Below are 26,309 nucleotides of genomic sequence, written 5' to 3'. Positions count from 1 at the left end.
GACGGGGGAACCTGGGGCCGTGAAGTCCGACCGTCTCCTGTCGATCCTGCTGCTCCTGCAGACCCGCGGCCGGGTCCCCGCCCCCGAACTCGCCGAACGCCTTGAGGTGTCGGTGCGCACGATCTACCGGGACATCGAGGCCCTGTCCGCCTCCGGCGTCCCCGTCTACGCCGAACGCGGCCGCCACGGCGGCATCGCACTGCTCCCCGGGTTCCGCACGGACGTCACCGGCCTGACCGCCGACGAGTCCCGGGCCCTGTTCATCCTGGCCGCCGAGGGCGCGCACGCCGCCCTCGGCCTGGACGCGGCCCTCGGCTCCGCTTTGCGCAAGGTCATGGCCGCGCTGCCCGCCCCGCACCGCCCCGCCGCCGAGGTGACCAGTCGCCGCATCCTGGTCGACGCCACCCGCTGGAAGGGCGGCCCCCAGCCGGCCGTCGACCTCGACACCCTCCAGGACGCCGTCTTCACCGACCGGCGACTGCGGCTGCGCTACCGCCACAGCGGCGACCCGGAGCCCACCACCCACACCGTCGACCCCTACGGCCTCGTCGCCAAGGCGGGCGTCTGGTACCTCGTCGCCGACCGGCGCGGCAGACCCCGACTGTTCCGTGCCGACAGGGTGCGCTCGGCGACCGTGCTCGACGACCCCGTGCGGCGTCGTCCGGGCGTCGAACTCGCCGACGCCTGGGAGGTGTTGCGCCGTCAGGTGGAGGAGCGCCCCGCCGGGGTCGACGTCACCGTCCGGGTCCGGCGCGAGCGGCTCGACATGTTCCTGCGGATGAGTGCCCCGGCGCTCGTCGAACTCCCCGAGGGCGACAGCCACGGCGACGACTGGGTGACCGCGCGCCTGTCGTACCCGTCCGTTCCCGCGACCCGTCAACTCCTCGCGTTCTCCGACCGGGTGGAGGTCCTCGCGCCACCCCAGGTGCGGGAGGAACTGCGTGCGGCCGCGGCCTCTGTCACGGAGCTGTACCAGCCCGACGAGGGGACACCCCCGGTGAACACGCAGGCCGGGACGGCTTCTTGAGGTCCGCTTTACCTCGTTGACAGGCAGCGGACAGAGCGGGCCCAAGGAAGCCTCAGCCGCCGTTGGTTGAGTGCCCGCATCCCAGGACTCATCCCGGGACTCATCCCAGGACCCCCTCATCGTGCTTGGAGCCGTCTCTCATGAAGCGTGTGCGTCTCGTCCCGGCGGTGGCCCTGTTGGCGTTCGCGCCCCTGGCGCTGGTCGCCTGCGGCTCCGGCGACTCCTCGTCCTCCGGCGGCAGTTCCGGTCAGAGCCGGAACTGCCAGGCCCCGTCCGGCATGCCGACCGGGGCCGCTCCGAGCGGCGCTGCCTCGGGTGCCCCGTCCGGCGCCCCCTCCGGACAGCCCCCGGGCACCCCGACCGGTACGCCCACCGATGTCCCCTCCGGGATGCCGAGCGGCGCGCCCGGCGGCGGTCGGGGCGGCGGCCCCGGCGGCGGTCAGGGTGGTGGCTGCGGGGGCCCCGGCGGCGGTCAGGGCCGACAGGCCCAGCAGCAGGGCTGACGTACGGCGGACAGGGCGGCGCACCGGGGACGGGGGTGCGCCGCCCTCGACCGTCCGCCCTCGACCGTCCGTCCTCGACCGTCCGCCCTCGACCGTCCGTTCCGTCCGTCCGCGGGGCTCAGTCGAGCCAGTGGTGGCGGCCGATGCCGATGAGCCGCATCTGGCGGGTCGCGCGCAGGGCGACGCGCTCCCGTTCCTCCGGTGCCGCCTCCAGGGCCTCCAGGAAGAGCGAGGCCGTGATGAGCATCTGGTCGACGTAGAGGTGCGACAGCATCAGCAGGTCCTCGTCGCTCCAGCCCTTCGCCTCGGGGTCCTTGGCCAGCTCGTCCCGCACCTCCTCGACGAACCGGCCCAGTTGCTCCTGGATCGCCTTCCGCACCGGCTGGACTCCGCCGTGGCGCTCCCGGGCGATGAAACGGACATGCGCCGGGTACGCGGTCACATGACCCTCTATCAGCTCCACGGCGCGGGTGATGCGCTCGTCGCTCGACTCCGCGCCCGCCACGGTGTGGCGGATCATCGGGTGCAGACTGCCCAGCGCCTCCTCGACCAGGGCGACGCCGAGATCCGCGGTGGAGCGGAAGTGCCGGTAGAAGGCGGTGGGCGCGACCCCGACGGCACGGGTGACCTCGCGCAGGCCCAGGCTGCTCAGGCTCTGCTCCTCCAGCAGGGCGAGCGCCGCGTCCAGGAGCGCCTGCCGGGTCTTCTGCTTCTGGGCCTGCCGGATGCCGAGGGTGTGACTCATGTCATCCAGTTAACAACTGTTCTCCGGAATTGAAAAGCCGCGCGGCACGCTAGACTCAAAGTCAGTGAACAACTGTAACCACAACTGTTCACCGAAAAGTTCACCCGGACTTCACGGAGGGGGATCCGATCCCATGCTGTTCCTCGTGGCCGCCCTGCTGCTGCTCGGTGTCGTCATGGGCACCGTGGCCCACGCGCCGCTCGACTTCTCGATCGCCGTCGCCGCCGTGATCGCCGTCTGGCTCGGCGTCTTCGCACTGCGCGAGCGGCACGCCCGCCGCCGCGCCTCGACCCGCTGACCCGGCACCGTCCCACAGGAGCTGAACCGACATGCACCTCACCGCACCGGCCCCCGACCGCGCCACCCGTGGCGCCGGCGTCCGCGACACCGACGGCATGGCCGTCGCGTCCTTCGTCCTCGGTCTGCTGGGCCTGCTGGTCCTGAACCTCTTCCTCGGCCCGCTCGCCATCGTCCTCGCCTCGGTGGCCCTGGTCCGCGGCACCGCCCGCCCCGGCCGGGCCTGGCTGGGCCTCGCCCTCGGCGTCGCCGACCTGCTGCTCCTTTTCGCGTTCATGCAGGCGGACGCGTCGGTGTCCTGGGGCTTCTAGCGCCGCCCGCACGCTCGGCCGGACCCTCGGGCGACCTGGACACGAGGTCCCTCCACGGCGCCCCGTAGAATCGTGGCCACCATGGCATACCTCGACCACGCCGCGACCACCCCGATGCTCCCCGAGGCGGTCGAGGCACTCAGCGTGCACCTGAGCATCACCGGCAATGCCTCCTCCCTCCACGCATCCGGCCGTCGGGCGAGACGGACGGTCGAGGAGGCCCGCGAGACCCTCGCGGAGGCGCTCGGCGCCCGCCCCAGCGAGGTCGTGTTCACCTCCGGCGGCACCGAGGCCGACAACCTCGCCGTCAAGGGCCTGTACTGGTCCCGCCGCGACGCCGACCCGGCCCGCACCCGGGTGCTGGCCAGTCCCGTCGAGCACCACGCGGTCCTCGACGCCGTGCACTGGCTCGGCGAGCACGAGGGCGCCCGGATCGAGTACCTCCCCGTCGACACCTACGGCCGGGTCCACCCCGACGCGCTGCGCGAGGCCATCGCCCGCGACCCCGACGACGTCGCCCTCGCCACCGTCATGTGGGCGAACAACGAGATCGGCACCGTCATGCCGGTCCGTGAACTCGCCGACGCGGCCTCCGAGTTCGGTGTCCCGCTGCACGCCGACGCCGTCCAGGCCTTCGGCCAGGTCCCGGTCGACTTCGCCGCCTCCGGCCTCGCCGCGATGACGGTCTCCGGCCACAAGATCGGCGGCCCGTACGGTATCGGCGCCCTGCTCCTCGGCCGTGAGCACACCCCCGTCCCCGTCCTGCACGGCGGCGGCCAGGAGCGGCATGTGCGCTCCGGCACCCTCGACGTCCCGGCCGTCGCCTCCTTCGCCGTCGCCGGCCGCCTCGCCGCCGAACAGCGCGAGTGGTTCGCCCGTGAGATCGGCGCCCTGCGCGACTCCCTGGTCGCCGCGGTCCGTACGGCCGTGCCGGACGCGATCCTCGGCGGCGACCCGGCGCCGGACGGCCGGCTGCCGGCCAACGCGCACTTCACCTTCCCGGGCTGCGAGGGCGACTCCCTGCTCCTGCTGCTCGACGCCCAGGGCATCGAGTGCTCCACCGGCTCCGCCTGCACGGCCGGCGTCGCCCAGCCCAGCCATGTGCTCCTCGCCACCGGCACCGACCCCGACCTGGCCCGCGGCACGCTGCGGTTCTCCCTCGGACACACCAGCACCGAGGCCGACGTGGAGGCGCTCGCCAAGGCCATCGGGCCGGCGGTGGAACGGGCCCGGGCGGCGGGGCTGACGTAACCCGTCCGGCGCGGGTCCGGTGCCGACGGCCACCGCCACCACCCTGCCCCTGACCAGGCGCAGCCGGGCCAGGGACGAGGCCGAAGTGCCTAGTGCCGTGACCGGAAAGGTCCACCGGCTCGGCAGACCTTCCCGGTCACGGCACTAGCTCTCCGTGACCATGAGGGCCGCCATCATGCCCTCGTCCTCGTGCTGGAGCAGATGGCAGTGGAGCATGTACATGTACGTGTCGTCGGTGAAGTCGGTGAACTTCATCGCGATCTTGATGGAGCCGCCGCCGACCACCTCGAAGGTGTCGCGCCAGCCCAGGTCGACCCCGGTGGGCTCCTCGCCGTTGATCTCGATCAGCTGGAACGGCACGTCGTGCAGATGGAAGGAGTGCTCCAGCTGCGTGCTGTTCTTGATCGTCCAGACCTCCTCGGCGTCCAGCGTGGTGCTGATCATCGCCATCGAGGACATGCTGGTGCCCGCCGAGCCGTTGATCAGCATCGTCGCGCCGCTCTGGCCGAGGGTGATCGTCCGGGCGGTGAAGTCGCTCGTGTCGTACCGGGAGATCGAGTTGAGCGTGCTCGGCAGGGCGTCGGGTGTGTCCGAGGCCTCCGGCGTCACCGTGAGGAAGTCGTACGTGCCGCTTCCGCCGCGGATCCAGCCGGTCGTGACCACGGCCTGGAGCGTGACGGCGTCCTCCAGGTCGAGCACGAACTCGGCGCGGGCGCCGGCCACCAGACGGATCGTGGTCACCTCGGTGGGCTCGGTGAGATAGCCCTGGTCGGTGGCGATCTGGGTGAGCGTCCCGCCGTCGCCGCGCTGGACGGTCATGATGTCGGCGGGGGAGGCGTTCAGGACGCGGAAGCGCGTCCGCGTCCTGGTGGCGGTGAAGCCGAGGGTGGTCGAGTCGACGTTGGTGCCGTTGACCAGCACCGGGAAGGCGACGGCGGAGCCGCGGTACCCGGTGGCGTCGTACTTGATGTCGCCGGCGCTGTCGACGGCCAGACACTGCAGGATGATCGGGATGTCGTCGACGCCGTACTCGCTCGGCAGGGCGGCCGAGACGTCCGAGTCGTCCTCGACGATGATCATTCCGGCCAGGCCGTGCACGACCTGCTCGGCCGTGGTGCCCAGGGCGTGCGGGTGGTACCAGAGGGTCTTGGCCTCGTCGAGGACCTCGAACGTGGGCGACCAGGTCTCGCCGTCGGCGAAGGCGTTCTGCGGGCCGCCGTCCATCTTGGGCGGGATGTGGGCGCCGTGGAAGTGGACGGTGGTGTCGTCGCCCAGGCTGTTGGTGATGTTCATCAGGACCGTCTCGCCCTTGGTCCACTTCATCGTCGGGCCGAGGTACGACCCGTTGTAGCCGGCCGTGGTGCTGGTGACGCCGCTGATCACCTCGCCGGTGCCGGTCTTCGCGGTCAGGGTGTAGGTGGTGGTGCCGTCGGTGGTGGTGGCCTCCAGCAGGTCCGGGATGTCCAGGGTGCCGGTGGCCTCCGTGGCCGCGGATGCCTTGTCGTTGCCGCCGCCGGTCAGCAGCGAGAAGCCGATCCCGGCCGCGCCGACCGCGCCGAAGCCGACGCCCGCCATCCCGCTGAGGAACCTCCGCCGGTGCAGGCCCTTGCCGCCCCGGCCCCTCGTCCCCTTCGTGTGCTCGCCCTTGGCGGCCCGGCCGCCCGCCGGTTGGGCACCCGTGCTCTGCTCGCCCGCTCCGGAAGCGGGATCTGTGGTGTGGGTCATGGCCGTGGAGCTTCGGGCCAAGGGCTGTGTGAGGACTGGGCCCAAGTTAGGAGTCGGCCCTGATCGCTGTGCAGCCTCAGCCCTCCGCTTGGATCGGCAACTCCTCTGCACGGGGAGCGTGTTGGCGTGCCGCAGGTCAGGATCACGGCGCGGGACACATCGGGCGCCCGGCCCCCGTGCATCGCCGACGGTTCCGGCAGCTTGTGAGCTGCGTCACGCCTGACGTCAGGTGGTGGCGGTTCGCGCCGTTTTGACGAGCTTCAGGTACCGGCCCCAGTCCCAGTGCTCACCGGGGTCGGTGTGGTCCGTCCCCGGCACCTCCACGTGCCCGATGATGTGCTCCCGGTCGACGGGGATGCCGTACCGCGCGCAGATCCGGGCGGTCAGCCGCGCGGACGCCTCGTACATCGCGTCGGTGAAGTCCTCCGGCCGGTCCACGAACCCCTCGTGCTCGATGCCGACACTGCGCTCGTTGTACGCGCGGTTGCCCGCGTGGTACGCCACGTCCAGCTCCCGGATCATCTGGGTGACGCTGCCGTCCTTGCCCACGATGTAGTGCGCGGCCGCCCGGTGCCCCGGGTCCTCGAACGCCTGCACCGCGCTCGCCAGATCGCCCTGCGTGACATGGACGACGACCAGGTCGACGCCGTAGTCGTCCGGCCGGTCCGCCCAGCGGAAGTTGGCCTCCGAGGCCTGCACCCAGCGCGCGCCCCCGAAGTCCACCGCGCCCTCCACCCGCGGCTTGCGCACCCCCGGCAGCCGCCAGTACAGCTCCGTCAGCTCCTCGCGCGCCAGCACCGCCGACCCCACGGCGGCCACCGCCCCGCCGATCAGCAGCGCCCGCCGCCCGATCCGCCGGTCGGCGTCGCTCCCTCTCGCTCCCATCGTCCGCCCTTTCTCGCCCGTCGTGATCGTCAACGGATATGCGCGGGCCCCGGTTCCCGGCGCCCCGTACCCTGGAGGGGTTATGACTGAGACCTCGCAGCGCCCCCGCCCCCTCCGCGTACTCGCCGCCATGTCCGGCGGGGTGGACTCCGCCGTCGCCGCCGCCCGCGCCGCGGAAGCCGGCCACGACGTCACCGGCGTCCACCTCGCGCTCTCGGCGAACCCGCAGTCCTTCCGCACGGGCGCGCGCGGCTGCTGCACCATCGAGGACTCCCGCGACGCCCGCCGCGCCGCAGACGTCATCGGCATCCCGTTCTACGTCTGGGACCTCGCCGACCGCTTCCGCGAGGACGTCGTCGAGGACTTCGTCGCCGAGTACGAGGCCGGCCGCACCCCCAACCCCTGCCTGCGCTGCAACGAGAAGATCAAGTTCGCGGCGCTCCTCGACAAGGCGCTCGCCCTCGGCTTCGACGCCGTCTGCACCGGCCACTACGCGAAGGTGATCGAGCGGGCGGACGGCACCCGCGAACTGCACCGCGCCTCCGACATGGCCAAGGACCAGTCGTACGTCCTCGGCGTGCTGGACGACAAGCAGCTCGCCCACGCGCTGTTCCCGCTCGGCGACACCCTCACCACCAAGGACGAGATCCGCGCGGAGGCCGAGCGCCGGGGCCTCGCGGTCGCCAAGAAGCCCGACTCCCACGACATCTGCTTCATCGCCGACGGCGACACCCAGGGCTTCCTGGCGAACCGCCTCGGCCGCTCCGAGGGCGACATCGTCGACGAGTCGGGCGCGAAGATCGGCACCCACGAAGGGGCCTACGGCTTCACCATCGGCCAGCGCAAGGGACTGCGCATCGGCACCCCCGCCCCCGACGGCAAGCCCCGCTACGTCCTCGACATCTCCCCGGTGAACAACACCGTGACGGTCGGCCCGGCCGCCGCGCTCGACGTGAGCGGCCTGACGGCGATCAGGCCGCGCTGGTGCGGGGCGGCCCCCACCGGCCCCGGCACCTACACCGCCCAGCTGCGCGCCCACGGCGGCGAGACCGAGGTGCGCGCGGAGTGCGTGGACGGCGAGCTGCGGGTGACGTTCGCCGAGCCGGTCCGCGGGGTGGCACCCGGCCAGGCGATCGTCCTCTACGACGGCACGCGCGTGGTGGGCTCGGCGACGATCGCGACGACGGTCCGGGCGACGACGGCCGGGGCGCTCTGAGCGGCCCGCGCCGCCCACTCCCAGTGCTGTGACCGGTCCGCGCCGCCCACCCCTACACGCCGAAGAACTCCGCCAGCACCGGCGCCAGCACGTTCGGATCCACCACGTGCGTCTGCCCCTCCAACAGGCGGTACGTCCCGTGCGGCGCCGCCTCCGCCACCGCGCGCGTGGCCTCCCGCAGCCAGAGCGGGCTGTCGCCCCCCGCCACCGCGAGCACCGGCACACCGAGGGCAGCCAGCAGATCCGCCGGGACCCGGCCACCGGCCATCACCGCGTCGTCGTAGGCGAGGGTCGGCGCGATCGCCTCCATGCCGGCCCACATGGGCGACTGGCGGGCCCGCTGGATCATCTCCTCGGCCAGCCCCGTCAGCCGCAGGAAGAGCTCCACCGCGTCCCCGCGCCGCCCGTGGTCGAGGGCCTCGGTGAGCCGCTCGGTGTACGTGGCGCGGCCGCGGACCGCCTCCTCGTCGACGGCGTACGGCGTCTCGTAGACGGCGACCCGCGGCACCGGCAGCCCGCTCGCCGCCGCCCGCAGCGCCAGTGCCCCGCCCGAGGAGACGCCGTACAGACAGGCCTCGCCGCCCGCCACGTCGATCAGTGCCGCCAGGTCCTCCACTTCGCGTTCCACCGCGAAGGGGGCCGTGTCGCCGCTGTCGCCGCGCCCCCGCCGGTCATACGTCAGGACCGTGCAGCGGCGCGCCAGCAGCCCGCCCAGGGGCGCCACGGTGCCGCCCGTGGACATCGCCCCGCTCACCAGGATGACCGCGGGACCCTGTCCGGCCCGGGTGTACGCGAGTTCGGTTCCGTCGCGCGAAATGGTCTTCTTGTCCATGCCAGAGCAGACTGCCGCACGACGGCGCGGTCATCGGCCTACGACACCTCCACTTCGTAGAAGCACAGGTGGTGTGCGATCTCGGCGACGTCGGGCTTCGGGTCCGGGTACGCCCACACGAGGTCGGGCGCGCCCGGCAGCGACCAGTACGACGCCGTTCCCTTGAAGGGGCAGTAGGTGTGGGTGTCGGACGGCGTCAGCAGGTCCATGCGCACATCGGCCTCGGGGATGTAGTACCGCACCGGACAGCCCGTCTCGCGCAGGGCGAGGGCCCGGTCGGTCTCGGCGAGCACCCGGCCGTCGTGGACGGCCCTGACGCGCCGGGTGTCCCGCTCGATCGTGATCGTGTGTCCTTCGGTCATGTGGGAGAAGCGCTCGCGGGCCCCCGGTTCTTCCCGCGTACGGTGACCGCATGCGTATCTGTGTCTTCCTCTCCGCCGCCGATCTCGACGACCGCTACCGGGCTTCATCGGCAGTGCATCGGCGCACGCCGGTGGTGAAGCCGATCTCATGACCGCGGCGCGGAGCCCCGCAGTGTCGTTCCGGCGGAGCCGGACGCTGCGGGTCGTGGGGGTGTGGTGGGGAACGGGTGTTCCCGGCGGCAGAGGATGTCGTGTGTTCGTACGATCGGCGAACGCGGCTTCGGTACGCCTTCCGGTCGTACCCGGAGCCTGGTCAACGCGCCGCGTTGGCGAGGGCGTTCGGGTGCGCTCGCGTCGTGTTCAACGACGCGGTGCGTGCCCGTGAGGATGCCCGCGCGGCCAAGGCGCCCTACCCCAGTGCCGCCGTTCTGTCCCAGCGGTTGATCACCCGGGCCAAGAACACCCCTGAACGGTTCTGGCTGGGCGAGGTGTCCTCGGTCGTCCTGCAGCAGGCGTTGCGGGACGTGGAGGCCGCATACAGAAACTTCTTCGCCTCGGTGAAGGGTGAGCGCAAGGGGAAGCGGGTGGGTGCGCCGCGTTTCAGGTCGCGCAAGGACACCCGGCAGGCGATCCGGTTCACCGCCAACGCCCGCTGGAAGATCACTGGGGGCGGGCGGCTCTCGTTGCCGAAGATCGGCGACGTGAAGGTGTGTTCTCTCCGACGGCACCAAAATCGACAGCCCGAGGTTTTTGCGCCGGGCGGAGAAGAAGCTGAAGAAAGCTCAGCGGGAGCTGTCCCGCAAACAGAAGGGTTCGAGGAACCGGGCCAAGGCCCGCATGAAGGTCGCCCGCGCCCACGCGGCTGTGGCGGACGCGCGCAAGGAGTTCCACCACCAGCTCTCCACCCAGCTGATCCTCGACAACCAAGCCGTCGCGGTGGAGGACCTGGCGGTATCCGGACTCGCACGCACCAGACTGGCCAAGAGCGTGCACGACGCGGGCTGGTCCCAGTTCGTCGGCATGCTGCGGTACAAGGCGGCCCGGTACGGGCGGACCTTCGTGAAGATCGGCCGGTTCGAACCCACCGGTATCGGCCTGCGGAGCGCCGGTAAGACCGGGACCTGTCCGGGCACAGCGCGAAGAAACAGGAAGCCACGGAATCCCCGCCGGAAGCCGTGCCGCGTAGCGGCACAGCAACAGGTGGGGACGGCCAGAATCCTCGGGCTTCAGCCCGAGGAGCATGTCAAACCCGACCCGCGCGCGAGTTCGCGGAACTGCTGGGCAAGGGCGGGCACACCCTGGTGTGGGGCGGGTCCGACTCGGGTCTGATGAAGGTCGTCGCCGACGGGGTGCAGGAGAGCGGCGGACGGCTGTGCGGGGTGTCGGTGACCTTCCTGGCCGCCAAGGCCCGCCCCGGCGCCGACGAGATGGTGATCGCCGCGGACCCGGCCGAGCGCAGGCGGCTGCTGCTGGAGAAGGCCGACGCCGTGGTGGTGCTGGTCGGCGGCACGGGCACGCTCGACGAGGCCACCGAGATCCTGGCGCTGAAGAAGCACGGCCACACCGACAAGCCGGTCGTGCTGCTGAACACCGCGGGCTTCTACGACGGACTCAAGACCCACTTCCAGCGCATGGACGACGAGGGATTCCTGCCCCGCCCCCTCACCGACCTGGTGTTCTTCGCGGAGGAGCCGGCCGGGGCGCTCGCGTACCTGGAGGAGAGGAAGGGCACCTCCTGACGGCACGTGATGCGAGCATGGCGGGCATGGCTACTCATGTGATCACCGGAGCGGGCTCCGGCATCGGCGCGGCCGTCGCCCGCCGGCTGCACGCGCGCGGGGACGACCTCGTGCTCCACGCGCGCGACGCGGGCCGCGCGAAGGAACTCGCCGCACAGTTCCCCGGCGCCCGCACCCTCGTCGGCGACCTCGCCGACCCCGACCGGCTGAGCTGGGCCTTCTCCCACCAGTCGCTCCCGGACCGGGTCGACTCGCTGCTGCACATCGCCGGCGTGGTCGACCTCGGCCCGGTCGGCGAGCTCACCCCCAAGACCTGGCACCACCAGCTCAACGTCAACCTGATCGCCCCCGCCGAACTGACCCGCCACTTCCTGCCCCCGCTGCGGGCCGCGCGCGGCCACGTGCTCTTCGTCAACTCCGGAGCCGGCCTGCGGGCGAGCGCCGACTGGTCCGCGTACGCCGCCTCCAAGCACGGCCTCAAGGCCCTCGCCGACTCCCTCCGGGCCGAGGAGCACGGCAACGGCGTCCGCGTCACCTCCGTCTACCCCGGCCGCACCGCCGGCCCCATGCAGGCCAAGGTGCACCAGCAGGAGGGCAAGGAGTACGACCCCGCCGAGTGGATCGACCCCGAGTCGGTGGCGACGACGATCCTCATGGCGCTCGACCTGCCGCGGGACGCCGAGGTCAACGACCTGACGGTACGGCCGGGCCGCTGACCTTCCGTAGGCTTCCCCACGTGAACGCAACTTCGCCCTACGGCCCCGCCACCGGCGTCGGCTCGCTCCCCGGCGGCGACGCCCGGGAGGCGGCCCGCACCGCCACCGGCTCCTTCGAGGACTTCCCCTTCCTGCCCGAACTGCCGGCCCGCGGCCCCGGCGCCGACATGATCGGCCGGACGGCGGGGATGCTCGTCGAGCTGTACGCGCGCGTGGAACCCAGCGGCTGGCGGATCGGCGACCACCCGGGCCGCGACACCAAGCGGGCCCGCTCCTGGCTCGGCGAGGACCTGGACGCCCTCGAGGAGTTCACCCAGGACTACGAGGGCCCGCTCAAGGTGCAGGCCGTCGGCCCCTGGACGCTCGCCGCCGCGCTGGAGCTGAGGAACGGCGAGGCCGCCCTCTCCGACCCGGGCGCCTGCCGCGACCTGGCCGCCTCCCTGACGGAGGGGCTGCGGCTGCACCTCGCCGAACTGCGCCGGCGCATCCCCGGCGCCCGCCTCGTCCTCCAGCTCGACGAACCGTCCCTCACCTCCGTCCTCACCGGCCGGGTGCGGACCGCCAGCGGCTACCGCACCCACCGCGCCGTCGACCGCCAGCTCGTGGAGGCCACCCTGCGGGACGTGGCCGGGGTGCACGGGGACGGCCCCGTCGTGGTCCACTCGTGCGCCCCGGACGTGCCCTTCGCCCTGCTGCGCCGGGCCGGGGTCGACGGGATCTCCTTCGACTTCTCGCTGCTCACCGAACGTGACGAGGAGGCGATCGGGGAGGCGGTGGAGGGCGGCACCCGGCTCTTCGCCGGTGTCGTGCCGGGCACGGACGCCGCATTGTCGGACCCTGCTAGTAGCGTCATGGGTGTACGGACGCTGTGGCGCAGGCTGGGGCTGCAACCGGGGCTTCTCACGGAGGCGGTCACCCTCACACCCGCCTGCGGACTCGCGGGAGCCTCTCCCGCGTACGCCCGCCGGGCCCTCGCCCACTGCGTCCGGGCGGCGAGATCCCTCGCGGACAACCCAGAGTAACGGGAGGACCACACGGTGGCCGGCGACAAGCAAGCGGAGACGACGGTGCCCGCCGAGGCACGGGAGCAGCACGCGCAGCTCGCTGAGCAGATCGAGGAGCACCGCTTCCGGTACTACGTGAAGGACGCTCCCGTCATCAGCGACGCGGAGTTCGACCGTCTGCTGCGCGCCCTGGAGGCGCTGGAGCAGGAGTATCCCGAGATGCGCACGCCCGACTCGCCGACCCAGAAGGTGGCGGGGGCCTACGCCACGGACTTCACCGCCGTCCAGCACCGGGAGCGCATGCTCTCCCTGGACAACGCCTTCGACGACCTGGAGCTGGCCGCCTGGGCCGAGCGCGTCCACAAGGACGTCGGCGCCTCCGCGTACCACTTCCTGTGCGAGCTGAAGGTCGACGGCCTCGCCGTCAACCTCACCTATGAGAACGGCCGCCTCACCCGCGCGGCGACCCGCGGCGACGGCCGCACCGGCGAGGACATCACGCCCAACGTGCGCACCATCGCGGAGATCCCGGACCGGCTGGCGGGCGACGGCGTGCCCACGCTCGTGGAGATCCGCGGCGAGGTCTACTTCCCGATGGAGGGCTTCGAGGAGCTCAACGCCCGGCTGGTCGCGGCCGGCGACAAGCCCTTCGCCAACCCGCGCAACGCGGCGGCCGGTTCACTGCGCCAGAAGGACCCGCGCGTCACCGCCGCCCGCCCGCTGCACATGGTGGTCCACGGCATCGGCGCCCTGGAGGGCTACGAGGGCATGGACCGACTCTCCGAGGCCTACGACCTCCTCAAGGGCTGGGGCCTGCCCACCTCCACCCACAACCGGGTCGTCGACGACCTGGACGGCGTACGGCAGTTCATCGCGTACTACGGCGAGAACCGCCACTCCGTGGAGCACGAGATCGACGGCGTCGTCGTCAAGCTCGACGAGATCCGGCTGCAGGGCCGGCTCGGCTCCACGGCCCGCGCCCCGCGCTGGGCCATCGCGTACAAGTACGCGCCGGAGGAGGTCAACACCAAGCTCGTCAACATCCGCGTGGGTGTGGGCCGTACGGGCCGGGTGACGCCGTACGCGCAGGTCGAGCCGGTGACGGTGGCGGGCTCCGAGGTCGAGTTCGCGACCCTGCACAACCAGGAGGTCGTCAAGGCCAAAGGCGTCCTCATCGGGGACACCGTGGTGCTGCGCAAGGCCGGTGACGTCATCCCCGAGATCCTCGGCCCCGTCGCCGACCTGCGGGACGGCACCGAGCGGGAGTTCGTCATGCCCGCCGAGTGCCCGGAGTGCGGCACGCCGCTCAGGCCGATGAAGGAGGGCGACATCGACCTGCGCTGCCCCAACGCCCGCACCTGCCCGGCCCAGTTGCGTGAGCGGCTGTTCTACCTGGCGGGCCGCAGGGCGCTCGACATCGAGCAGTTCGGGTACGTGGCGGCGGCGGCCCTCACCAAGCCGCTCGAACCCGCCGACCCGCCACTGGCCGACGAGGGCGACCTGTTCGACCTCACCGTCGAGCAGCTGCTGCCCATCAAGGCGTACGTCCTCGACCAGGACAGCGGGCTGCCCAAGCGCGACCCGAAGACCGGCGAGGAGAAGATCGCCACCGTCTTCGCCAACCAGCAGGGCGAGGCCAGGAAGAACGCGCTGGCGATGCTGGAGAACATCGCCGCCGCCAAGGACCGCCCGCTCGCCCGCGTCCTCACCGGGCTGTCGATCCGTCATGTGGGCCCGGTCGCCGCCGAGGCGCTCGCGCGCGAGTTCCGCTCCATCGAGCGCATCGAGCAGGCGAGCGAGGAGGAGCTGGCGGCCACCGACGGCGTGGGCTCGATCATCGCGGCCTCGCTCAAGGAGTGGTTCGCCGAGGACTGGCATCAGGAGATCATCCGCAAGTGGACGGCCGCCGGGGTCCGCATGGAGGACGAGCGGTCCGGCGAGGACGAGGGCCCCCGCCCCCTCGAAGGCCTCACGGTCGTCGTCACCGGCACCCTCGAACACTTCACCCGCGACGGCGCCAAGGACGCGCTCCAGAGCCGGGGCGCGAAGGTCACCGGTTCGGTCTCCAAGAAGACCTCGTTCGTCGTCGTGGGCGACAACCCCGGCTCCAAGTACGACAAGGCGATGCAACTGAAGGTGCCCGTGCTGGACGAGGACGGCTTCACCGTCCTGCTCGACCAGGGCCCCGACGCCGCCGCCGAAGTGGCCCTCGCGGCTCCGGAGTCGGCCGAGGAGTAGCCCGAACCGGCGGTTGAAGGCCACCCGATCGGCGCATACCAGATGCATACGGGTGGCCGGGGCGCATTCGGGCAACCGTCGACGACCGCTGCCCGTGGACGCCTTCCGCGGCCTACTGTTGAGGTGTGCGCCTGCCGTGCCCAGCTGCGGTCGGCGCACCTCCTCGCTCCCGAAGGGCGTGGGAAGGGCTTTCCGACGCGGTGCCGCCCCGGGGTTGTCGGGCAGCGGGCCGCGTGGCGTGGGCACCGCCGGTTGTGAGAGGGACGGGAATGGAACCGACCGAGAGCGCCGCCCCGGACTCCCGGCTGCGCCGGCTCCGAAGCGTCGGCGTCAGGTGGGGGAGCCGCTGGGCGGGGCGCTCCGGACGACATCCGGGCGCACCGGCACACCCCCCGCGCACCGCTTTCGACCTCCGCGCCCCCACCGGACCTCCCGCCGGGCCCGCCCCCGGACCGCCTTCGCAGCCGGCCGCCGGGCCGCCCGGACCCGCCGCCCCCTTCCGGCAGATGGCACCGCCCGTCGTACCCGGCCCGACGGGGTCCCCGGGCCCGGCCGGGGCCCTGGCCCTCCCCGCGGCCTCCGTCTACTCCGGGACCTCCGCCCTGCCCGGCACCTCTGCGCTGTCCGCGAGTTCCGGACTGCCCGGGGCCGAACCGGACCGGCAGCCGTCCTGGCCCGCCCTGCCCGCCGCGGTCGTCGGCGCGGCCGCCTTCGCCCTCGGCGCCGGCTTCTACCGCGCCTTCACCGACAGCCACGCCCTCTTCCCGTCCGGTACGGCCGGCTGGGCGCTGGCCCTGCTGACCGGGGTCATCGTCGGACACCTCGTCATGCTGGGCCGGGCCCGTTGGTGGGGCGGCACCGGCTCCGGCGCCGCCCTCACCCTCGCCGTCCTGCTGCTGTACGGCTGGGTACCCGCCGGCCTGGTCAGCCTCACCGTCGTCGTCCTGGTCGGCATAGCCAGGCGCCACCGCTGGCGGCAGGGTGTCCTGCACGGCGCGGTGGACGTCCTCGGCATCGGCGCGGGCGCCCTGCTGCTGGCCGCGTGCGGACGGGTCCCGTCCGTGGAACACCCCTGGTACCCGGACGGCTGGACCGTCTACACCGGCCCCCAGGTGGCCCTGGTGGCCGTGGCCTATCTCTCCGTCACCCGCGTCCTGCTCTGGTACCTGCACGCCCCCCGCTCCGGCGGGCTGCCCACGGTCGCCCGTACCGCCCTCGTCAGACAGGGCCTGGTCGCGGTGGCGCTGCTCGGCATCGCGCCGCTGCTCTGCGTGGTCGCCATCGCCAAACCGATCCTGCTGCCGCTGTTCGCCATCCCGCTCGTCGCCCTCGACTCCACGCTCTGGATGGCCCGGGCCCGCGCCGAGGAACAGCTGCGCGACCCGCTGACCGGGCTGCCCAACCGGCAGTGGCTGCTGGAACGCATCTGGACCGCCCTGGACGACGCCGAGCGCATCGGCGCCCGGTCCGCCCTGATGCTGATCGACCTCGACCGCTTCCGTTCGGTCAACGACACTCTCGGGCACCTCGCCGGTGACCGGCTCCTCCTCCAGACGGCCGAACGGCTGCGGGTGGCCCTTCCGCGCGGGGCGGAGGTGGCGCGGCTCGGCGGCGACGAGTTCGCCGTCCTGCTCCCCGTCGCCGACTCCACGACCTCCGCGACCCGCGTCGCCCGCGCGCTGGTCGCGGCCCTCAGCTCGCCGCTCGACCTCGACGGGCTCACCCTCGTGCTGGAGGCCAGCGCGGGCGTCGCCGTCTTCCCCGACCACGCCCTCGACGCGGAGGGCATGCTGCGCCGGGCCGACGTGGCGATGTACCAGGCCAAACGGGACCGTACGGGCGTCGAGGTGTATGAGTCCAAGCGGGACTCCAACACCCCCGACCGGCTCGGGCTGCTGGGCGATCTGCGGCGGGCCCTGGACGCGCACGAGGTGCAGTTGCACTACCAGCCGAAGGTCCGCTTCGACGGGCAGGTGGCGGGGCTGGAGGCACTGGTGCGGTGGGTGCACCCGGAGCGCGGGAAGGTACCGCCGGACGAGTTCATAGCGATCGCCGAGTCCTCCGGGCTGATGCCGCACCTCACGGAGTACGTGCTGGAGACGGCGCTGGGACAGGTCGCCCGGTGGCGGGCGCAGGGGCTGTTCGTGCCGGTCGCGGTGAACGTCTCCCCGCGCGATGTCCACACGCCCGGGTTCGCCGGGTCGGTCGCCGCGCGTCTCGCCCGGCACGGCGTGCCCGCGGGAGCGCTCCAACTGGAGATAACGGAGCACGTGCTGCTGGAGGACCCGCAGCGGGCGGCGGACACGCTGAACGGCCTGACCGGGCACGGCGTGAAGATGTCCCTGGACGACTTCGGTACCGGGTACTCCTCGCTGGTGCACCTACGGCGGCTGCCGGTCAGCGAGCTGAAGATCGACCGTTCCTTCGTGGCGCGGCTGGCGGTGGACACCGAGGACGCGGAGATCGTGCGCTGCACGGTCGATCTCGCGCATTCCCTGGGGCTGCTGGTGGTCGCGGAGGGGGTCGAGGACGACGAGACCTGGGAACGGCTTCGGGACCTGGGCTGTGACGCGGTGCAGGGGTGGCTGGTGGCCGCGGCGATGCCTCCCGAGGAGACGACGGCGTGGCTGCGGGCGCGGGGGTCCCGGGGCTGGCAGCGACCGGCAGCGGCGCTGCCGGCCGCGGCGACGGAGGACTGACGGGCCACGGCCCTGCCCCTCCGGGGGACGGGGGGCTGGGCGGCTGCGGCTCACTGCCTTTCCCACCCGCCCGCCCACCGCGCCGCCGCCAGCCTCTGCCCGAAGGCGTGCGGGGGGACTGGGGGGCTGGCGTTTGCTGTGGGGGGTGCCGCCCGACCGTCCGTGCGGGGGACCGGGAGGCTGGCGTTTGCCGTAGGGCGTGCCCGTCGGCGGCGGCATCCCGTCAATCCCGTCACTGCCTCTGCCGACTGCCCGGTCGGCGTTTGGTCGTGGACCGTGTGGGCGACCGGGAGGGTGACGGTTGGCCGACGTCCGGCGTCCCCGGCGCTGTCGCCGCCGCGCGGCCCGCGGCTCCGGTGTTGCCGTCGGAACCGGTGCCGTCCGGCAAACCGTTTCACGGCCACGGGCCGCCGCCCCCTAGGATTGGCCCCACATCACATTTCACTCACCCCAGAGGAACGCTGCATGCCTGGCATCACGCGCGAGGAGGTCGCCCACCTCGCCCGGCTGGCGCGTCTGGAGCTGAAGCCCGAAGAGCTCGACCACTTCGCGGGACAGCTGGACGACATCATCGGCGCGGTCGCCCGCGTCAGCGAGGTCGCCGACCAAGACGTACCGCCGACCTCGCACCCGCTCCCGCTGACCAATGTCATGCGCGCGGACGAGGTCCGTCCGTCGCTCACCCCCGAGCAGGCGCTCTCCGGCGCCCCGGCCCAGGAGCAGCAGCGTTTCAAGGTGCCGCAGATCCTGGGGGAGGACTGATCACCATGACGGACAACGTCACCATCATCAAGCTCACCGCCGCCGAGACGGCCGCGAAGATCGCCTCCGGCGAGCTCACCGCCGTCCAGGTCACCGAGGCCCACCTGGCCCGGATCGAGGCCGTCGACGAGAAGGTCCACGCCTTCCTGTACGTCGACCGCGAGGGCGCCCTCGCCCAGGCCCGTGCCGTGGACGAGAAGCGCGAGCGCGGCGAGAAGCTCGGTCCGCTCGCCGGTGTCCCGCTGGCGCTGAAGGACATCTTCACCACCGAGGGCGTTCCCACGACCGTCGGTTCGAAGATCCTGGAGGGCTGGATCCCGCCCTACGACGCGACCCTCACCAAGAAGCTGAAGGCTGCCGACGTCGTCATCCTCGGCAAGACCAACATGGACGAGTTCGCCATGGGGTCCTCCACCGAGAACAGCGCCTACGGGCCGACCGGCAACCCCTGGGACCTCACCCGGATCCCCGGTGGCTCCGGCGGCGGTTCCTCCGCCGCGCTCGCCTCCTTCCAGGCGCCCCTCGCCATCGGCACGGACACCGGCGGCTCCATCCGCCAGCCCGCCGCCGTCACCGGCACGGTCGGCGTGAAGCCGACGTACGGGGCCGTCTCGCGCTACGGCATGGTCGCCTTCTCCTCCTCCCTCGACCAGGGCGGACCCTGCGCCCGTACGGTCCTGGACGCGGCGCTGCTGCACGAGGTGATCGCCGGGCACGATCCGCTCGACTCCACCTCGATCGACACCCCGGTCCCGCCGGTCGTCGAGGCCGCCCGCAACGGCAGCGTCGAGGGCATGCGCGTCGGTGTCGTCAAGCAGTTCCGCGGCGAGGGCTACCAGGCCGGTGTCATCCAGCGGTTCGACGAGTCCGTCGCGCTGCTGAAGGACCTGGGCGCCGAGATCGTCGAGCTGGACTGCCCGTCGTTCGACCTCGCCCTGTCGGCGTACTACCTGATCGCCCCGTCGGAGTGCTCCAGCAACCTCGCCCGCTTCGACGGGCTGCGCTACGGGCTCCGTACGGGCGACGACGGCACCCACTCGGCCGAGGAGGTCACCTCCCTCACCCGGGCGGAGGGCTTCGGGCCCGAGGTCAAGCGCCGGATCATGCTCGGCACGTACGCGCTCAGCTCCGGCTACTACGACGCGTACTACGGCTCCGCCCAGAAGGTCCGCACGCTCATCACGCGCGACTTCGAGAAGGCCTTCGAGCAGGTCGACGTGATCGTCTCGCCGACCACCCCGACCACCGCCTTCCCGATCGGCGAGCGTGCCGACGACCCGATGGCGATGTACCTGGCCGACCTGTGCACCATCCCGACCAACCTCGCGGGCAACGCGGCGATGTCGCTGCCGTGCGGTCTGGCCCCGGAGGACAACCTCCCGGTCGGTCTCCAGATCATCGCCCCGGCGCTGAAGGACGACCGGCTGTACAAGGTCGGCGCCGCCGTCGAGGCCGCCTTCGTGGAAAAGTGGGGTCACCCGCTCCTGGAGGAGGCTCCGTCGCTGTGAGTGCACTGAACAAGGCCAAGGGCTTCAAGAAGTCCAAGTCCGGCACCTACCTGTCGATGGCCGGCACGGCCTTCGGCGCCATCGGTGTGGCCAAGCAGATCAAGAAGGCCCGCGCCGAGCACGACACGCTGCGGCTCATCGACGCGACCGTCTCCGCGGTGGCGATCGTCACCGGCCTCGCCATCCTGTACCGCGAGCTGAAGCGGCTGGGCGACGACGACGTCCTGCTGGGCTGAGAGGGAAGTTACACCGTGACCACCACGACCGACCTGGTGTCGTACGAGGACGCACTGGCGTCGTACGACCCCGTCATGGGCCTCGAGGTCCATGTCGAACTCGGCACCAAGACCAAGATGTTCTGCGGCTGCTCGACCGAGCTCGGTCAGGACGCCAACACGCAGACCTGCCCCACCTGCCTCGGCCTGCCGGGCTCCCTCCCGGTCGTCAACGCGACCGGCGTCGAGTCCGCGATCAGGATCGGTCTCGCGCTGAACTGCGAGATCGCCGAGTGGTGCCGCTTCGCCCGGAAGAACTACTTCTATCCGGACATGCCGAAGAACTTCCAGACCTCCCAGTACGACGAGCCCATCGCCTTCAACGGCTACCTCGACGTCCAGCTGGAGGACGGCGAGGTCTTCCGCGTGGAGATCGAGCGCGCCCACATGGAGGAGGACACCGGCAAGTCGACCCACGTGGGCGGCGCGACCGGCCGGATCCACGGCGCCTCGCACTCGCTGCTCGACTACAACCGCGCCGGCATCCCGCTGATCGAGATCGTCACCAAGCCGATCGTCGGCGCCGGCGAGCGCGCCCCCGAGGTCGCCCGGGCCTACGTCCGTGAGCTGCGCGAGGTCATCAGGGCGCTCGGCGTGTCGGAAGCCCGCATGGAGATGGGGCAGATGCGCTGTGACGTGAACCTCTCGCTGATGCCCAAGGGCAGCGAGAAGTTCGGCACGCGCTCCGAGACGAAGAACGTGAACTCGCTGCGTTCCGTGGAGCGCGCGGCCCGCTTCGAGATCCAGCGGCACGCGGCTGTCCTCGGCAGCGTCGGCACGATCGTCCAGGAGACCCGCCACTTCCACGAGGACACGGGGTCGACGACCTCGGGCCGGGTGAAGGAGGAGGCCGAGGACTACCGCTACTTCCCCGAGCCGGACCTGGTGCCGGTGGCCCCCTCGCGCGAGTGGGTCGAGGAGATCCGGGCCGGGCTCCCCGAGCTGCCGCTGGTCCGCCGTACCCGGCTGCTCGCCGAGTGGGGCATCTCCGCCACCGACATGCAGGCGATCCTCAACGCCGGCGCCCTGGACAAGATCGTCGCCACGATCGACGCCGGTGCCGACGCGGCCTCCGCCCGCAAGTGGTGGATGGGCGAACTGGCGCGCAGCGCCAACGAGTCGGGCACGTCCCTGGACGAGCTGGCCATCACGCCGGAGCAGGTCGCCCGGGTCACTGAGCTGGTCTCCAAGGGCGACCTGAACGACAAGCTGGCCCGTCAGGTCATCGAGGGCGTCCTCGCGGGCGAGGGCACCCCCGACGAGGTCGTCGACAAGCGCGGGCTGAAGGTCGTCTCCGACGAGGGCGCGTTGACCACCGCCGTCGAGGAGGCCATCGCCGGCAACCCGGGCATCGCCGACAAGATCCGCGGCGGCAAGGTGGCCGCGGCCGGTGCCCTGGTCGGCGCCGTGATGAAGGCCACGCGCGGGCAGGCCGACGCGGCCCGCGTCAAGGAGCTGATCCTGGAGAAGCTGGGGGTCGGCGAGGGCTGACCTCGGGTGATCCCGGAGAGGGGGTGCGTCCGCTCGGGCGCACCCCCTCTCGCGCTCTCAGCCGGAAGCGCTACGCTCGCGCGCCATGAGTGCACGAACCGACTCAGGGCCACAGGGCGACATAGACGCCGCGGCTGCCCCGGACGACACGGGTGACGCGGACGGCGCGGACGGCGCGGACGACACAGGTGACGTGCCCGGCTCCGGCGTTCCCGGCCGGGCGGCCGGCGCCGACGCCTCGGACGCCTCCGACGTCCCCGTCGCCGCAGCCGACGACCTCGACGACCTCGACGACTTCGCCATCTCCGACGACTCCGACGACTCCGACGACGAGGAGTACGACGAGTACGACGAGTACGCCTACGAGGACGCCCGGCGGGCCCGCTGGACGGCGACCGCGACCGGGGCCCTGCTCACCCTCGCCGGTCTCGCCGCGTCGCTCATGCGCCTCGGCGGCACCGCCCCGGCCTTCGTCCCGGCCGCCTACGCCCTCGGCGCGGTCGTCTGCGCCGCAGCGGGCCTCCTGGGCGCCCGGGGCCGTACCCGCCGCGCCCTGTGGCTGCTGATCGCCGGGGTGATGGTGATGGCGTTCGGCGACCAGGCCGACTGACGTGCGCCGACACCGGCGCCGTTATTGTCCTGTGATCTGCCTCCCACTCTTGTGAAAAGGCACACGAACGCATCAAAGGATCTTCACCGCCTGCGAGAGTGGCAGCGCATTGCTCATGCGTTCTTTGCGGGCTGTTTCCCGGTCAAAGATCCACAATTCACCCCGGGAGCACGTCAGTGGCAGCCCTCGCACGTTGGTGTGTACGCAACCGCCTCGTCACGGTGGTGCTCTGGCTTCTCGCTCTCGTCGGCACGGCCACCGCCGCCGTCGCCACCGGCTCCGCCTACTCCAACGACTACGAGGTCCCCGGCACCGAGTCCGGCCGCGCCACCCAGCTGCTCGCCGAGGGGTTCCCCACCCTGGGCGGCGACAGCGACACCGTCGTCTGGCACACCGCCTCGGGCACCGTCCGCGCCGCCGACGTCGAACAGAGCATGACCCGGGCCCTGGACAGGATCGCCGACCTGCCCGGGGTCGCCTCCGTGACCGGCCCCTACGGCGAGCAGGGCGCCGCGCAGATCAGCGAGGACGGGCACACGGCGTACGCCACCGTCACCTTCGCCGACCGCGCCGAGGACATCGGCGCGTCCGAGGCACGGGCCGTCGTCAAGGCCGCCAAGGCCGCCGAGAGCGACGGACTCCAGGTCGAGCTGGGCGGCAGCGCGATCGCCCTCACCGAGTCCTCCGGCGGACACCTCGCCGAGATCGTCGGCGTGGCAGTGGCCGCCGTCGTGCTCTTCCTCGCCTTCGGCTCGCTCGCCGCCTCGCTGCTGCCCATCGCCACCGCCCTGGTCGGCGTCGGCACCGCCTACGCCGGCATCCAGCTCCTCGGGCACGCCATGACCGTCGCCGACTTCGCGCCGATGCTCGGCATGCTGGTCGGCCTCGGCGTCGGCATCGACTACGCGCTGTTCATCGTCACCCGCCACCGGCGCGGCCTGAAACGGGGCCTCACGGTCACCGAGGCCGCCACCAACGCCGTGGCGACGACCGGACGCGCGGTCGTCTTCGCGGGTGCCACGGTCTGCATAGCCCTGCTGGGCATGCTGATCCTGCGCCTGAACTTCCTCAACGGCGTCGCGATAGCCGCCTCCCTGACCGTCGTCCTCACGGTCGCCGCCTCCGTCACCCTGCTGCCCGCCCTGCTGGCCTGGATCGGCCCGCGCGCCCTCAGCCGCCGCGAACGCCGCCGGCTCGCCGAGCACGGGCCCGAACCGGAGCTGCCCACCGGGTTCGCCGCCCGCTGGTCCGCGTTCGTCGAGCGCCACCCCAAACTCCTCGGCTCGCTCGCGGTCGTCGTCATCGCCGTCCTCGCCCTGCCGACCTTCTCCCTGCGCCTCGGCACCTCCGACCAGGGCAACGACCCGAGGACGACCACCACGCGCCAGGCCTACGACCTCCTGGCCGACGGATTCGGGGCCGGCGTGAACGGCCCGCTCACCCTGGTGACCCGCCTCGACGGCGCCGAGGACCGGCTCGCCCTCGACAACCTCGACACCACCCTGCGCGCCACCGAGGGTGTCGCCTCGGTGACCCCGGTGACCTTCGACTCCGGCGGACACCTCGCGTACCTCACCGTCGTACCGGAGTCCGCCCCGCAGTCGAAGAACACCAGTGAGCTGGTCGACCGGCTGCGCGAGGAGGTGCTGCCCCGGGCCGAGACCGGGACCTCCCTCGACGTCCAGGTGGGCGGGGTCACGGCGGGCTACGACGACTTCGCCGGGGTCATCGTCGGAAAACTGCCGCTCTTCGTCGGTGTCGTCATCGGCCTCGGCTGTCTGCTGCTCCTGCTCGCCTTCCGGTCCGTCGGCATCCCGCTCAAGGCCGCCGTGATGAACGTGGCCGCCGTCGCCGCGGCCTTCGGGGTCGTCGTCGCGATCTTCCAGTGGGGCTGGGGGAGCGAGCTGCTCGGCCTCGGCCGGGCCGGCCCGATCGAGCCCTTCCTCCCGGTCATCATGGTGTCGGTGCTCTTCGGCCTCTCCATGGACTACCAGGTGTTCCTGGTCAGCCGGATGTACGAGGAGTGGCTGGAGACCGGCGACAACCGGCGTGCCGTACGGGTCGGCCTCGCCGAGACCAGCCGCGTGATCAACTCGGCGGCGGTCATCATGATCTCGGTGTTCCTCGCCTTCGTCCTCAGCGGCGACCGGGTGATCGCCATGTTCGGCATCGCGCTCGCCGCCGCCGTCGCCCTGGACGCCTTCGTCCTGCGCACGCTGCTGGTGCCCGCGCTGATGCATCTGCTCGGCGGCGCCAACTGGTGGCTGCCGCGCGGCCTCGACCGCCGCCTGCCCCGGATCAGCATCGAACCGCCCGAGTGCCGTGCCGCCCATGAGAGGCTCACCGAGGTGGTCGAGACCCTGGAGAAGGAGCGGGAACCGGATGTACGCGATATCGCTGGGTGACGACGGAGCCGAACTGCGGCCGCTGGAACCCTGGCACGCCGAGGAGTTCCTGGCGCACCTCGAGCGCGGCCGCGACTTCGTCAACGCGCACATCCCCTTCGGCTCCCGGGCCACGGACACCGCCGGCGCGCGCGAGGTGCTCCAGCGGTACGCCGACCTGCGCGCCGCCGACACCGGCTCCCTGCACGGACTCTGGCTGGAGGGGCGGCTCGTCGGCGGGGTGCTGTTCCTGAACTTCGACGCGGAGAGCGGCAACTGCGAGGTGGGCTGCTGGCTGGAGCCCGCCGCCACCGGGCGCGGCCTGGTCACCCGGGCCATGCGGACCCTGATCGACTTCGCCGTCGAGCGGCGCGGGATCCAGCGCGTCGAGTGGGTCGCCTCGGCCGGCAACACCAACAGCCTGAACGTGGCCCGGCGGCTCGGGTTCATCCGCGACGGCGTCCGCCGGGAGGCCTACCCCTATCGTGGGGTGCGGCACGACCTCGAAGTCTGGTCCGTGCTGGCCCGGGAGTGGCGTGCCGCACACGGGCGCGCCGCTCACAACGATCATTAAGGGACCTCTCAGAGAGCGTCCGTACGGTGCGAGGTTATGGGAACCAAGACTGTTGACGAGGCCGCCGACGAGCACACGGCGGACCTCACCAAGACCGACGCGTCCGACGACGTGACCGAGACCGAGCTGGACGCCGACCCGGACGCCGACCCGGACGAGCTGGACGCCGACCGGAGCGACGCCGTCGCCCAGGAGAGCACCCCCGGCGTCGGCCAGGGCGCCGGCGCCGTCGTCGCCGCCGTGCTGGGCTTCGTGTCGCTCAGCGGCAGCTGGATCGGCACGATCGCGGGCGCCCGCCAGACCCTCGTGGGCCAGCTCCAGACCTCGTCGACCGCGGGCGTCGCCAAGCAGGTGCAGGTCCTCTACAGCGACGCCTGGCACGCCACCGCCCTGTGGGCCGGCCTGTTCGCGCTGGCCGCCCTGGTCGTCGGTGTCGTCGTGCTGGCGCGGCCCGCGTTCGGCAACCCCGGCCCGCAGGCCCCCTGGATCAAGTCGGTCTCCTGGGCCGGCGTGGTGCTCGGTGTGATCGGCCTGCTGCTGGCCGTCCTCAAGTACACCGACGCCCTGCTCGGCCTGCCCTCCGCGAGCTGAGTCCGCGCACGTCACGAGGGGCCTCAGGGCCGCCGTAAGCACCTTACGGCGGCCCTGAGGCCCCTCACGCGCGTCTAAGGCCCCCGCCCCCGGCCGAAGATGCGGCACTCTCCCGATGTGGCGGAACCCCGTCGGGGACGAGGGTGGGGACAACGCGGCAGGCGCCACGCCGGCCCGCCGTCCCGAGGGGGAAAGCACCATGTACGCGTACGAGATCCAGCAGGCCCGTGCCGCCGAACTGCTGCGCCGGGCCGCGCACGAGCGGCTGGCCCGCGAGGCCGTCCGCGGCCGCCGCGCCGCCCGTCTCGAGGCCGCCGAGCGCGCCGAGCGCGCCGCCCGCGCCGGTCGTGCCGGCCGGGAGGGCGAGTCCGACGGCGACGGTGCGTCCGCGTCCCGTCGCGCCCGGCCCCGCGGGCTCCGCCGGTCCGCCCGCCCGGCATGACCGCCGCCGCGGTGGGACCGGGGGGCGGCCGCACAGGGGTCGGCCGCTCCCCGGTACCTGCCGGGGCACCGGCGGGCAGCGGCACGGTGCCGATAACGAGTGGGCCGGTGCCGGACTCGCGT

At 72.3% G+C, this 26,309-nt stretch carries 24 protein-coding genes and 2 pseudogenes; 21 read left to right on the top strand and 5 right to left on the bottom strand.

The annotated features are described in order from the left end of the window. The first annotated feature begins 19 nt into the window (after positions 1-19). Together U5640_RS13685 and U5640_RS13680 are read left to right on the top strand one after the other, a co-directional pair. Complete coding sequence (locus U5640_RS13685) at positions 20-1,027, top strand: YafY family protein (RefSeq protein ID WP_340376082.1); 1,008 nt, start codon at positions 20-22, stop codon at positions 1,025-1,027. A 140-nt stretch (positions 1,028-1,167) separates the two neighbouring features. Further along, complete coding sequence (locus U5640_RS13680) at positions 1,168-1,530, top strand: hypothetical protein (RefSeq protein ID WP_340376081.1); 363 nt, start codon at positions 1,168-1,170, stop codon at positions 1,528-1,530. Between the two features lie 118 nt (positions 1,531-1,648). Here U5640_RS13680 and U5640_RS13675 read toward each other — a convergent pair whose 3' ends face one another. After that, a complete protein-coding gene (locus U5640_RS13675; protein ID WP_340376080.1) occupies positions 1,649-2,275 on the bottom strand; it encodes a TetR family transcriptional regulator in 627 nt (208 codons plus the stop codon). Positions 2,276-2,408: 133 nt separating this feature from the next. Here U5640_RS13675 and U5640_RS13670 point away from each other — a divergent pair, with 133 nt between their 5' ends. The 3 genes from U5640_RS13670 to U5640_RS13660 all read left to right on the top strand — a co-directional run bounded on the left by U5640_RS13670 (position 2,409) and on the right by U5640_RS13660 (position 4,134). Beyond that, on the top strand, positions 2,409-2,573 hold the full coding sequence (locus U5640_RS13670; protein ID WP_340376079.1) for a hypothetical protein: 165 nt from the start codon (positions 2,409-2,411) through the stop codon (positions 2,571-2,573). Between the two features lie 31 nt (positions 2,574-2,604). Further along, entirely contained in the window at positions 2,605-2,883 is a 279-nt protein-coding gene (locus tag U5640_RS13665) for a DUF4190 domain-containing protein (protein WP_340376078.1), read from the top strand. 81 nt (positions 2,884-2,964) lie between these two features. Further along, positions 2,965-4,134 (top strand): cysteine desulfurase family protein, encoded by a 1,170-nt coding sequence (locus U5640_RS13660; RefSeq protein WP_340376077.1) that lies wholly within the window; start codon positions 2,965-2,967, stop codon positions 4,132-4,134. A 144-nt stretch (positions 4,135-4,278) separates the two neighbouring features. On the opposite strand, the gene U5640_RS13655 is transcribed toward U5640_RS13660, so the two are convergent. Together U5640_RS13655 and U5640_RS13650 are read right to left on the bottom strand one after the other, a co-directional pair. After that, positions 4,279-5,859: a multicopper oxidase domain-containing protein gene (locus U5640_RS13655; protein ID WP_340376076.1), complete on the bottom strand. Its 1,581-nt coding sequence runs from the start codon at positions 5,857-5,859 to the stop codon at positions 4,279-4,281. A 225-nt stretch (positions 5,860-6,084) separates the two neighbouring features. After that, positions 6,085-6,744 carry a peptidoglycan recognition family protein gene (locus tag U5640_RS13650; RefSeq protein WP_340376075.1) on the bottom strand — a complete coding sequence of 220 codons (660 nt, stop codon included), beginning with the start codon at positions 6,742-6,744 and terminating at the stop codon, positions 6,085-6,087. 82 nt (positions 6,745-6,826) lie between these two features. Here U5640_RS13650 and mnmA point away from each other — a divergent pair, with 82 nt between their 5' ends. Then, positions 6,827-7,960 (top strand): tRNA 2-thiouridine(34) synthase MnmA, encoded by a 1,134-nt coding sequence (gene mnmA, locus U5640_RS13645; RefSeq protein ID WP_340376074.1) that lies wholly within the window; start codon positions 6,827-6,829, stop codon positions 7,958-7,960. A gap of 52 nt (positions 7,961-8,012) precedes the next feature. Here the strand turns inward: mnmA and U5640_RS13640 are convergent, their stop codons facing one another. Together U5640_RS13640 and U5640_RS13635 are read right to left on the bottom strand one after the other, a co-directional pair. Further along, the gene (locus tag U5640_RS13640; protein WP_340376073.1) at positions 8,013-8,792 is read right to left on the bottom strand and encodes an alpha/beta hydrolase; all 780 of its coding nucleotides are present in this window, start codon (positions 8,790-8,792) and stop codon (positions 8,013-8,015) included. Positions 8,793-8,830: 38 nt separating this feature from the next. After that, positions 8,831-9,154, bottom strand: coding sequence for a DUF427 domain-containing protein (locus U5640_RS13635; protein WP_340376072.1), 324 nt, complete (start codon positions 9,152-9,154; stop codon positions 8,831-8,833). 251 nt (positions 9,155-9,405) lie between these two features. Here U5640_RS13635 and U5640_RS13630 point away from each other — a divergent pair. The 15 genes and pseudogenes from U5640_RS13630 to U5640_RS13560 all read left to right on the top strand — a co-directional run bounded on the left by U5640_RS13630 (position 9,406) and on the right by U5640_RS13560 (position 26,187). Next, a pseudogene (locus U5640_RS13630) lies at positions 9,406-10,340 on the top strand (transposase). A 61-nt stretch (positions 10,341-10,401) separates the two neighbouring features. Beyond that, a pseudogene (locus tag U5640_RS13625) lies at positions 10,402-10,893 on the top strand (LOG family protein); the annotation flags it as partial. Positions 10,894-10,910: 17 nt separating this feature from the next. Further along, a complete protein-coding gene (locus U5640_RS13620) occupies positions 10,911-11,609 on the top strand; it encodes an SDR family oxidoreductase (RefSeq protein ID WP_340376071.1) in 699 nt (232 codons plus the stop codon). Between the two features lie 20 nt (positions 11,610-11,629). Beyond that, positions 11,630-12,631, top strand: a complete 1,002-nt coding sequence (locus tag U5640_RS13615; protein WP_340376070.1) for a methionine synthase — start codon at positions 11,630-11,632, stop codon at positions 12,629-12,631. A gap of 15 nt (positions 12,632-12,646) precedes the next feature. Then, on the top strand, positions 12,647-14,851 hold the full coding sequence (ligA, locus tag U5640_RS13610; protein ID WP_340376069.1) for an NAD-dependent DNA ligase LigA: 2,205 nt from the start codon (positions 12,647-12,649) through the stop codon (positions 14,849-14,851). Positions 14,852-15,120: 269 nt separating this feature from the next. After that, positions 15,121-17,550, top strand: coding sequence for a bifunctional diguanylate cyclase/phosphodiesterase (locus U5640_RS13605; protein WP_340376068.1), 2,430 nt, complete (start codon positions 15,121-15,123; stop codon positions 17,548-17,550). Positions 17,551-18,015: 465 nt separating this feature from the next. Then, entirely contained in the window at positions 18,016-18,312 is a 297-nt protein-coding gene (gene gatC / locus U5640_RS13600) for an Asp-tRNA(Asn)/Glu-tRNA(Gln) amidotransferase subunit GatC (RefSeq protein WP_018531282.1), read from the top strand. A gap of 5 nt (positions 18,313-18,317) precedes the next feature. Beyond that, entirely contained in the window at positions 18,318-19,820 is a 1,503-nt protein-coding gene (gene gatA, locus U5640_RS13595) for an Asp-tRNA(Asn)/Glu-tRNA(Gln) amidotransferase subunit GatA (RefSeq protein WP_340376067.1), read from the top strand. Beyond that, positions 19,817-20,056: a hypothetical protein gene (locus U5640_RS13590; RefSeq protein ID WP_067008367.1), complete on the top strand. Its 240-nt coding sequence runs from the start codon at positions 19,817-19,819 to the stop codon at positions 20,054-20,056. Before gatA ends, U5640_RS13590 begins: the two co-directional genes overlap by 4 nt. 15 nt (positions 20,057-20,071) lie before the next feature. Beyond that, positions 20,072-21,586: an Asp-tRNA(Asn)/Glu-tRNA(Gln) amidotransferase subunit GatB gene (gene gatB / locus U5640_RS13585; protein WP_340376066.1), complete on the top strand. Its 1,515-nt coding sequence runs from the start codon at positions 20,072-20,074 to the stop codon at positions 21,584-21,586. A gap of 301 nt (positions 21,587-21,887) precedes the next feature. Continuing rightward, positions 21,888-22,196, top strand: coding sequence for a hypothetical protein (locus tag U5640_RS13580; RefSeq protein WP_340385085.1), 309 nt, complete (start codon positions 21,888-21,890; stop codon positions 22,194-22,196). 176 nt (positions 22,197-22,372) lie between these two features. After that, on the top strand, positions 22,373-24,601 hold the full coding sequence (locus U5640_RS13575) for an MMPL family transporter (protein ID WP_340376065.1): 2,229 nt from the start codon (positions 22,373-22,375) through the stop codon (positions 24,599-24,601). Next, entirely contained in the window at positions 24,579-25,154 is a 576-nt protein-coding gene (locus tag U5640_RS13570) for a GNAT family protein (RefSeq protein ID WP_340376064.1), read from the top strand. The genes U5640_RS13575 and U5640_RS13570 overlap by 23 nt, the downstream gene beginning before the upstream one ends. 36 nt (positions 25,155-25,190) lie before the next feature. Beyond that, complete coding sequence (locus U5640_RS13565) at positions 25,191-25,745, top strand: hypothetical protein (RefSeq protein WP_340376063.1); 555 nt, start codon at positions 25,191-25,193, stop codon at positions 25,743-25,745. Positions 25,746-25,944: 199 nt separating this feature from the next. Next, on the top strand, positions 25,945-26,187 hold the full coding sequence (locus U5640_RS13560) for a hypothetical protein (protein WP_340376062.1): 243 nt from the start codon (positions 25,945-25,947) through the stop codon (positions 26,185-26,187). Positions 26,188-26,309 lie beyond the last annotated feature (122 nt).

Origin of the sequence: Streptomyces sp. SS7, from assembly GCF_037993025.1 — a bacterium.
Taxonomy (GTDB): domain Bacteria; phylum Actinomycetota; class Actinomycetes; order Streptomycetales; family Streptomycetaceae; genus Streptomyces.
This window is presented reverse-complemented; position numbering and strand designations above follow the sequence as displayed.

Coding starts and splice junctions, on each gene's coding strand:
- U5640_RS13680 (WP_340376081.1), top strand. CDS start 1,168: ATGAAGCGTGTGCGTCTCGTCCCGGCGGTGGCCCTGTTGGCGTTCGCG.
- U5640_RS13675 (WP_340376080.1), bottom strand. CDS start 2,275: ATGAGTCACACCCTCGGCATCCGGCAGGCCCAGAAGCAGAAGACCCGG.
- U5640_RS13670 (WP_340376079.1), top strand. CDS start 2,409: ATGCTGTTCCTCGTGGCCGCCCTGCTGCTGCTCGGTGTCGTCATGGGC.
- U5640_RS13665 (WP_340376078.1), top strand. CDS start 2,605: ATGCACCTCACCGCACCGGCCCCCGACCGCGCCACCCGTGGCGCCGGC.
- U5640_RS13660 (WP_340376077.1), top strand. CDS start 2,965: ATGGCATACCTCGACCACGCCGCGACCACCCCGATGCTCCCCGAGGCG.
- U5640_RS13655 (WP_340376076.1), bottom strand. CDS start 5,859: ATGACCCACACCACAGATCCCGCTTCCGGAGCGGGCGAGCAGAGCACG.
- U5640_RS13650 (WP_340376075.1), bottom strand. CDS start 6,744: ATGGGAGCGAGAGGGAGCGACGCCGACCGGCGGATCGGGCGGCGGGCG.
- mnmA (WP_340376074.1), top strand. CDS start 6,827: ATGACTGAGACCTCGCAGCGCCCCCGCCCCCTCCGCGTACTCGCCGCC.
- U5640_RS13640 (WP_340376073.1), bottom strand. CDS start 8,792: ATGGACAAGAAGACCATTTCGCGCGACGGAACCGAACTCGCGTACACC.
- U5640_RS13635 (WP_340376072.1), bottom strand. CDS start 9,154: ATGACCGAAGGACACACGATCACGATCGAGCGGGACACCCGGCGCGTC.
- U5640_RS13620 (WP_340376071.1), top strand. CDS start 10,911: ATGGCGGGCATGGCTACTCATGTGATCACCGGAGCGGGCTCCGGCATC.
- U5640_RS13605 (WP_340376068.1), top strand. CDS start 15,121: ATGGAACCGACCGAGAGCGCCGCCCCGGACTCCCGGCTGCGCCGGCTC.
- gatC (WP_018531282.1), top strand. CDS start 18,016: ATGCCTGGCATCACGCGCGAGGAGGTCGCCCACCTCGCCCGGCTGGCG.
- gatA (WP_340376067.1), top strand. CDS start 18,318: ATGACGGACAACGTCACCATCATCAAGCTCACCGCCGCCGAGACGGCC.
- U5640_RS13570 (WP_340376064.1), top strand. CDS start 24,579: ATGTACGCGATATCGCTGGGTGACGACGGAGCCGAACTGCGGCCGCTG.
- U5640_RS13565 (WP_340376063.1), top strand. CDS start 25,191: ATGGGAACCAAGACTGTTGACGAGGCCGCCGACGAGCACACGGCGGAC.
- U5640_RS13560 (WP_340376062.1), top strand. CDS start 25,945: ATGTACGCGTACGAGATCCAGCAGGCCCGTGCCGCCGAACTGCTGCGC.